Below are 778 nucleotides of genomic sequence, written 5' to 3'. Positions count from 1 at the left end.
CCGAACCTGGAAGTCAAGCACTTCTGCGCTGATAATACTGCAGGGCCCCCTTGTGGAAACGTAGGTCGCTGCCAGCTCTTGAGTTTATTTCTATTAAAGCTTACCTTTACCAACTTATCCTTAGTTGTTAATGGTAAGCTTTTTTTTTAGCTCAGATTTCTTCGGCTTTAGCTTTTATTTATCAAAAGAAGAGATTTCTCTCCTCCTTTATTTTTTATACTAACTTTTTTGCCTGCATAGCTCCAACGGTAGAGCAATTCCATGGTAAGGAAGAGGTTACTGGTTCAAATCCAGTTGTGGGCACCACCTCAAACCTTATTTCTTTTTATTATTTGCTGTAGTAATTTCCAATATCCTATTAATATTATTATCCCTATATAACTAAATTCAATTAGTGTTAATGATTTTTGAACTATATTTTTAATTAAATCTAATTAATTTTTACTTATTAAATAACAAAACAATTATTAAACTCATAAATATAACTTTATTTAGTTATATTTATGGCAAAAATGCTAAAAACCCCAAAACTTTCAAAATTTAAGCTTCAATTAAGAAGAAACCCTTGACAAGAGGAGAAAAATCTATTATAATTCCCGTCCAATTTCAGAGGAACGACATCAAAAATGGTTGAAAGAGTTGCGAAGGAATGGGAGATCTTTTAAAATTTAGAAGGTTTGTAAATAACTTTTATAAACCGAATATGAAATTACAACAAACAAGAATATATTGTAAATATATCCTTGTCTATTTTAATAACAAAGCTTATGCTTTTACA

General features: G+C 30.2%; 1 tRNA gene. It reads left to right on the top strand.

What is annotated here, in order from left to right:
* Nucleotides 1-230 precede the first annotated feature (230 nt).
* A tRNA-Thr gene (locus CRV02_RS14310) sits at nucleotides 231-306 on the top strand.
* Nucleotides 307-778 lie beyond the last annotated feature (472 nt).

The sequence above is a fragment of the Arcobacter sp. CECT 8989 genome, from assembly GCF_004116715.1.
Lineage (GTDB): Bacteria > Campylobacterota > Campylobacteria > Campylobacterales > Arcobacteraceae > Halarcobacter.
The sequence above is the reverse complement of the archived record's forward strand: the minus strand, read 5'-3'. Positions and strand labels throughout refer to the sequence as shown.